Annotated in this window: 5 protein-coding genes; all 5 read right to left on the reverse strand. The window is 70.2% G+C overall.

Features of this window, described 5'->3' with window-relative positions; all coding sequences use genetic code 11:
- Positions 1-1,958, reverse strand: a 1,958-nt coding sequence (locus tag ABZW30_RS46140) for a DUF4118 domain-containing protein (protein ID WP_355677340.1), incomplete at its 3' end; no start/stop codon positions are given.
- A 149-nt stretch (positions 1,959-2,107) separates the two neighbouring features.
- Positions 2,108-2,743 (reverse strand): K(+)-transporting ATPase subunit C, encoded by a 636-nt coding sequence (kdpC, locus tag ABZW30_RS46145; protein ID WP_355677341.1) that lies wholly within the window; start codon positions 2,741-2,743, stop codon positions 2,108-2,110.
- Between the two features lie 22 nt (positions 2,744-2,765).
- A complete protein-coding gene (gene kdpB / locus ABZW30_RS46150) occupies positions 2,766-4,880 on the reverse strand; it encodes a potassium-transporting ATPase subunit KdpB (protein WP_355677342.1) in 2,115 nt (704 codons plus the stop codon).
- Positions 4,880-6,541: a potassium-transporting ATPase subunit KdpA gene (gene kdpA, locus ABZW30_RS46155; RefSeq protein WP_355677343.1), complete on the reverse strand. Its 1,662-nt coding sequence runs from the start codon at positions 6,539-6,541 to the stop codon at positions 4,880-4,882. The genes kdpB and kdpA overlap by 1 nt, the downstream gene beginning before the upstream one ends.
- 1 nt (position 6,542) lies before the next feature.
- Positions 6,543-6,617 (reverse strand): K(+)-transporting ATPase subunit F, encoded by a 75-nt coding sequence (kdpF, locus tag ABZW30_RS46160; protein WP_355677344.1) that lies wholly within the window; start codon positions 6,615-6,617, stop codon positions 6,543-6,545.
- Positions 6,618-6,631: the final 14 nt, after the last annotated feature.

The following is a 6,631-nucleotide window of genomic DNA, read 5'->3' on the forward strand; positions in this document are numbered from 1 at the left end:
GAGAACTCGACGTCGGGGCTGCGCAGCGAGCCGACCGAGGCGCGGGCGGCGGCGAGCGGGGTGCGCAGGTCGTGGCTGACGGCGGCGAGCAGGGCGGTGCGCATCCGGTCGGCGGCCTTGATCGGCTCGACCTCGGCGGCGACCACGGCCAGCCGGTCGCGCTCCAGCGCGGCGGCGACGTGGGCGGCGAAGGCGGTGAGCACCCGCTGGTCGGCGGCGGGCAGCCGGCGGCCGGTGAGGACCAGGACGGCGTCGGCGCCGACCGGGACCTCGGTGGTCTCGCGCTGCCCCTCACCGTCGTCCGGGTGCTCGGCCTCGCAGTGGGCGAGCACCTCGCCGTCGGAGCGGGAGAGCAGCGTGACGGTCTGCATGCCGAAGGCCGTACGGGACTTCTCCAGCAGGGCGGGCAGCGCGTCGGCGCCGCGCAGCACGCTGCCGGCCAGGGTGGAGAGGGTCTCGGCCTCGGCGGTGGCGCGGGCGGCCCGGCTGGTGAGCCGGCCGGCGTGGTCGACCACGGTGGAGACGGCGAGCGCGATGGCGGCGAAGACCACCAGGGCGACGATGTTGTTGGTCTCGCCGATGGTCAGGCTGTGGACCGGCGGGATGAAGTAGTAGTTCAGCAGCACCGAGGCGATGAAAGCGGCCAGCAGGGCGGACATGGCGCCGCCGAGCAGCGCGACGACGACCACGCCGAGCTGGAAGATCAGCGCGTCGGTGGTGAGGTTGATGGTGTCGTGCGCCTGGGAGAGCACGGCGGTGAGCAGCCAGGGCAGCACGAAGCCGGCCAGGTAGCCGGCGATGGTGCGGCGCCTGGAGTGGCGGCGGCCGAGCGAGGGCAGCCGGCCGCGGCCGGTGAACTCGTGGGTGACCATGTGGACGTCGATGTCCTCGGAGGCGTCCACGGTGGTCTGCCCGGTGCCGGGACCGGTGAGGAAACGGTTGATCCGGCCGCGGCGGCTGGTGCCGAGCACCAGCTGGGTGGCGTCGTGGGCGCGGGCGAAGGCGAGCAGCGCGGTGGGGACGTCGTCGCCCACGACGACGTGGTAGCTGCCGCCGAGGGACTCGACCAGCTGCCGTTGCTGGGCGAGCGCACCGGAGGAGGCGCCGGCCAGACCGTCGCTGCGGGAGACGTGGACGGCCAGCAGCTCGCCGCCGGCGGCGACGGCGATCCGGGCGGCCCGTCTGACCAGGGTCTCGCCCTCCGGGCCGCCGGTGAGGGCGACCACGACCCGCTCACGGGTCTCCCAGACCCGGTCGATCTTGTGGCTGGCCCGGTAGTCGCGCAGCCCCTCGTCCACCCGCCCGGCCACCCAGAGCAGGGCGAGTTCGCGCAGGGCGGTGAGGTTGCCGACCCGGAAGTAGTTGGAGAGCGCGGCGTCCACCTTCTCCGCCTTGTAGACGTTGCCATGGGCCATGCGTCGACGCAGCGCCTGCGGGGCCATGTCGACGAGTTCGAGCTGGTCGGCCCGACGGACCACCTCGTCCGGGACGGTCTCGCGCTGGGGGACGCCGGTGATCTTCTGGACGACGTCGTTCAGCGATTCCAGGTGCTGGACGTTGACGGTGGTGATGACGTCGATCCCGGCGGCGAGCAGTTCCTCGACGTCCTGCCAGCGCTTGGCGTGCCGGCCGCCGGGGATGTTGGTGTGCGCCAGCTCGTCCACCAGGACGACGGCCGGGCGGCGGGCGAGCACCGCGTCGACGTCCATCTCCTCGAACTCGGCGTCGCGGTAGGAGCGGTGGACGCGGGGCAGGGCCTCCAGGCCGGTGAGCATGGCCTCGGTGTGGCGGCGGCCGTGGCACTCGATGTACCCGACCACGACATCGGCCCCGCGCCCCTGTCTGCGCCGGGCCTCGTCCAGCATCCGGTAGGTCTTGCCGACCCCCGGGGCGGAACCGAGGTACACCCTCAGCCGGCCCCTGCGGATGCCGGAGCCGGGGGTGAGGTCGCGGGCCATGGGCACTGCTCTTTCCATCATCGGGAGGTGACAGCCGGGTGGTGCGTGCGCGTGCGGATACGGGGGCGGCCGGCCCGGGCGCGGAGGGAATCCTCCCGCGCCCGGGCCGGCCCGGTCATCCACGTATGTGGTGGGACGTCACTGCTCGGTCACTTCTGCTCGCTGATGGCCTTGTTGAGGAGGACGACGTTGACGCCCTCCTGGCCGAGGAAACCGAGCGAACGGCCCTCGGTGTACTGGTCGACCAGCTTGGCGACCGTCTCCACCGGCAGGTTGCGCTCCTTGGCGACCCGGTTGACCTGCTCCTTGGCGTAGGCCACCGAGATGTGCGGGTCGAGGCCGGAGCCGGAGGCGGTCAGCGCGTCGACCGGGACGCTCGCCGGGTCGACGCCGTCGAACGCGGCGACGGCGGCACGGCGGTCGTTGACGGCCTTGAGCAGGTCGTCGCTGTTCGGGCCGAGGTTGCTGGCGCCGGAGGAGGACGGGTCGTACCCGGTCCCGGCGGCGGAGGGCCGGGGCTGGAACCACTTCGGGTCCGGCACCGGGTCCTCCTTCGGGTCGTCCGGGGCCTTCTTCGGCAGGTTGAAGTTCTGGCCGAGCAGGCTGGAACCGACCTCCTTGCCGTCGGACTTCACGATCGAGCCGTTGGCCTTGTCGCTGAAGGCGACCTGGCTGATGCCGGTGACCAGCAGCGGGTAGGCGATTCCGAGGATCACCGTGAGCACCAGCAGCGCGCGCAGCGCGGTGAAGTGGGTGCGGACGGTCGTCGGCAGGGGCTTGGACATGGTGTTTCTCTCCTTCCCTGCGTCAGTTGAGGCCGGGGATGAACTGGACGATCAGGTCGATCAGCTTGATGCCGATGAAGGGGACGACCAGACCGCCGAGGCCGTAGATCCCGATGTTGCGGGCCAGCAGCGAGCTGGCGTCGGACGGCCGGTACTTCACGCCGCGCAGGGCGAGCGGGATCAGGCCGATGATGACCAGGGCGTTGAAGATGATCGCCGAGGTGATCGCGGACTGGGGGCTGTGCAGGCCCATGATGTTGAGGTGCTTCAGGCCCGGGTAGACTCCGGCGAACATCGCGGGGATGATCGCGAAGTACTTGGCCACGTCGTTGGCGATCGAGAAGGTGGTCAGCGCACCGCGGGTGATCAGCAGCTGCTTGCCGATCTCCACGATCTCGATCAGCTTGGTCGGGTTGGAGTCCAGGTCGACCATGTTGCCGGCCTCCTTGGCTGCCATGGTCCCGGTGTTCATCGCGACGCCGACGTCGGCCTGGGCGAGCGCGGGGGCGTCGTTGGTGCCGTCGCCGGTCATCGCGACCAGCTTGCCGCCCTCCTGCTCCTTCTTGATCAGGGCCATCTTGTCCTCGGGCGTGGCCTCGGCGAGGAAGTCGTCCACGCCGGCCTCCTCCGCGATCGCCTTGGCGGTCAGCGGGTTGTCGCCCGTGATCATGATGGTCTTGATGCCCATCCGGCGCAGCTCGTCGAAGCGCTCCCGCATGCCCTCCTTGACCACGTCCTTGAGGTGGATCACCCCGAGGACGCGGGCCGGCTTGGCACCGATCCTGGTGGCCACCACCAGCGGGGTGCCACCGGCGGCGGAGATGCCGTCGACCAGGGCGGAGACCTCGTCGCCGACCGAACCGCCGTTCTCGGTCACCCAGTTGGTGACGGCACCGGCGGCGCCCTTGCGGACCTGGTGGACACCGTCGGACTCGTCCAGGTCCACACCCGACATGCGGGTCTGGGCGGTGAACGGGACCCAGGTGGCGTGGGTGAGCTCGCCCTGGGCGCGGGCCCGCAGGCCGTACTCGGTCTTGGCCAGGACCACGATCGAGCGGCCCTCGGGGGTCTCGTCCGCCAGCGAGGAGAGCTGGGCGGCGCTGGCCAGTTCGTCGGTGCTCACACCCGGGGCGGGCAGGAACTCGGCGGCCTGGCGGTTGCCCAGGGTGATGGTGCCGGTCTTGTCGAGCAGCAGGGTGTTGACGTCGCCGGCGGCCTCGACGGCGCGCCCCGACATCGCCAGCACGTTGCGCTGGACCAGCCGGTCCATACCGGCGATGCCGATCGCGGAGAGCAGCGCGCCGATGGTGGTCGGGATGAGCGCCACGATCAGGGCGACCAGGACGATCATCGACTGCGGGGCGCCCGCGAAGGTGGCCATCGGCTGCAGGGTCACCACGGCGACCAGGAAGACGATGGTCAGCGAGGCCAGCAGGATGTTGAGCGCGATCTCGTTCGGCGTCTTCTGCCGGGCGGCGCCCTCGACCAGGGCGATCATCCGGTCGATGAACGACTTGCCGGGCTCCGAGGCGATCTTCACCACGATCCGGTCGGACAGCACCTTGGTGCCACCCGTCACCGCCGAGCGGTCGCCGCCGGACTCGCGGATGACCGGCGCGGACTCGCCGGTGATCGCCGACTCGTCGACGGACGCGACACCCTCGACGACGTCGCCGTCGCCGGGGATGATCTGCCCGGCCTCCACGACGACGTGGTCGCCGAGCCGCAGGGAGGTCCCGGGGACCTCCTCCTCGTCCTGGGTGGCCGGCCAGTTGGTGAGCCGGCGGGCGACGCTCTCGGTCTTGGTCTTGCGCAGGGTGTCGGCCTGGGCCTTGCCGCGGCCCTCGGCGACGGCCTCCGCCAGGTTGGCGAAGATCGTGGTGAGCCAGAGCCACACGGTGATGGCCCAGGCGAACACGGACGGGCTGGCGATCGCGGAGACGGTGGTGACCACCGAGCCCACCTCGACCACGAACATCACCGGGTTCTTGACCATCACCCGGGGGTCGAGCTTCTTCACCGCGTCCGGCAGGGACGTGACGATCAGCTTCGGGTCGAGGAGGCCGCTGGCCACTCTGTGCGGCGCGGCGGGCTCGGCCTTGTCGGCCGGTGCGGGGTTGAGCGTGGGGGTGGACATCAGGAGAGACCTTCCGCGAGCGGCCCGAGGGCCAGGGCCGGGAAGTAGGTGAGGCCGACGACGATCAGGACGACGCCCGACAGCAGGCCCACGAACAGCGGCTTGTGGGTGGGCAGGGTGCCCGGAGTGGCCGGAACCGGCTGCTGCTGCGCGAGCGAACCCGCCAGCGCCAGGACGAAGACGATCGGCAGGAACCGCCCGAAGACCATCGCCAGACCGAACGCGGTGTCGTACCAGTCGGTGTTGACGGTCAGACCGCCGAAAGCCGAACCGTTGTTGTTGGCGGCCGAGGTGAAGGCGTACAGCACCTCGGAGAAACCGTGGGCACCCGAGTTGAGCATCCCGGCCCGCTCACCCGGCAGGGCCATCGCCACACCCGTGCCGACCAGCACGATGGTCGGGGTGGTGAGGATGTACAGCGACGCGAACTTCATCTCGCGGCCGCCGAGCTTCTTGCCCAGGTACTCGGGGGTACGCCCGACCATCAGGCCCGCGACGAACACCGCCACGATCGCCAGGATCAACATGCCGTACAGACCGGAACCGGTACCGCCGGGCGCGATCTCACCGAGCATCATGTTGAAAATCGTGATGCCGCCGCCGAGCGGCGTGAACGAATCGTGGAAGGAGTTCACCGCACCCGTCGACGTCAGCGTCGTCGAGGCGGCGAACAGCGTGGATCCGGCGATGCCGAACCGCTGCTCCTTGCCCTCCATCGCGCCGCCCGCGGCCTGCAGGGCGGTGCCGTGGTGCGCGGCCTCGGCCCAGGTCAGCAGAGCCACCGAGGCGACCCAGAAGATGCCCATCACGGCGACGATCGCGTAGCCCTGACGATTGTCGCCGACCATCCTGCCGAAGGTGCGCGGCAGCGCGAACGGGATCACCAGCAGCAGGAAGATCTCCAGCCAGTTGGTGAAACCGGTCGGGTTCTCGAACGGGTGCGCCGAGTTGGCGTTGAAGAAACCGCCGCCGTTGGTGCCCAGCTCCTTGATGACCTCCTGGGAGGCCACCGGGCCGCCCGGGATCTTCTGCACGTCGCCGGCCAGGTTCGCGACCTCGTGGAAGCCGTGGAAGTTCTGGATCACGCCGTTGGCGGCCAGCACCAGCGCGAACACGAACGCGAGCGGCAGCAGCAGCCGCAGGTTGATCCGGACCAGGTCCACCCAGAAGTTGCCGACCCGGTCGGTCCTGCTCCGGGTGAAGCCCCGGATCAGCGCGGCGACGATCGCGATGCCGACGGCCGCGGAGACGAAGTTCTGCACCGCCAGACCCGCCATCTGCACCAGGTGACCCATCGCGGACTCGCCGCTGTAGGACTGCCAGTTGGTGTTGGTGACGAACGAGATCGCGGTGTTCCAGGCCTGGTGGCCCTCCATCTGCGGAACGCCCAGGTTCAGCAGCAGGAAGGTCTGGAGGCGGATCAGGCCGTAGAGGAAGAGCACGGAGACGGCCGAGAAGGCCAGCACCGAGCGCAGGTACACCGGCCAGCGCTGATCGGCGTCACCGTCGACGCCGATCAGCCTGTAGACGCCGCGCTCGACTCTGAGGTGCTTGGAGGTGGTGAGGAGCTTGGCGATGTAGTCGCCAAGGGGGCGGTAGCACAGGGCCAGCGCGCCGACGAGGGCGAGGGCCTGCATCCAGCCCGCGAGAGTGGATCCCATGTCAGAACTTCTCCGGGAAGATCAGCGCCACGACGAGGTAGCCGACGAGCGCGACGGCCACGACCAGACCAGCGATGTTCTCGGCACTCA

It is taken from the genome of Kitasatospora sp. NPDC004669 (assembly GCF_040609455.1).
In the GTDB taxonomy this organism is placed as follows: domain Bacteria; phylum Actinomycetota; class Actinomycetes; order Streptomycetales; family Streptomycetaceae; genus Kitasatospora.

Excerpts from the sequence above, each read along its gene's own strand:
- kdpC (WP_355677341.1), bottom strand. The coding sequence starts at position 2,743 with ATGTCCAAGCCCCTGCCGACGACCGTCCGCACCCACTTCACCGCGCTG.
- kdpB (WP_355677342.1), bottom strand. The coding sequence starts at position 4,880 with ATGTCCACCCCCACGCTCAACCCCGCACCGGCCGACAAGGCCGAGCCC.
- kdpA (WP_355677343.1), bottom strand. The coding sequence starts at position 6,541 with ATGGGATCCACTCTCGCGGGCTGGATGCAGGCCCTCGCCCTCGTCGGC.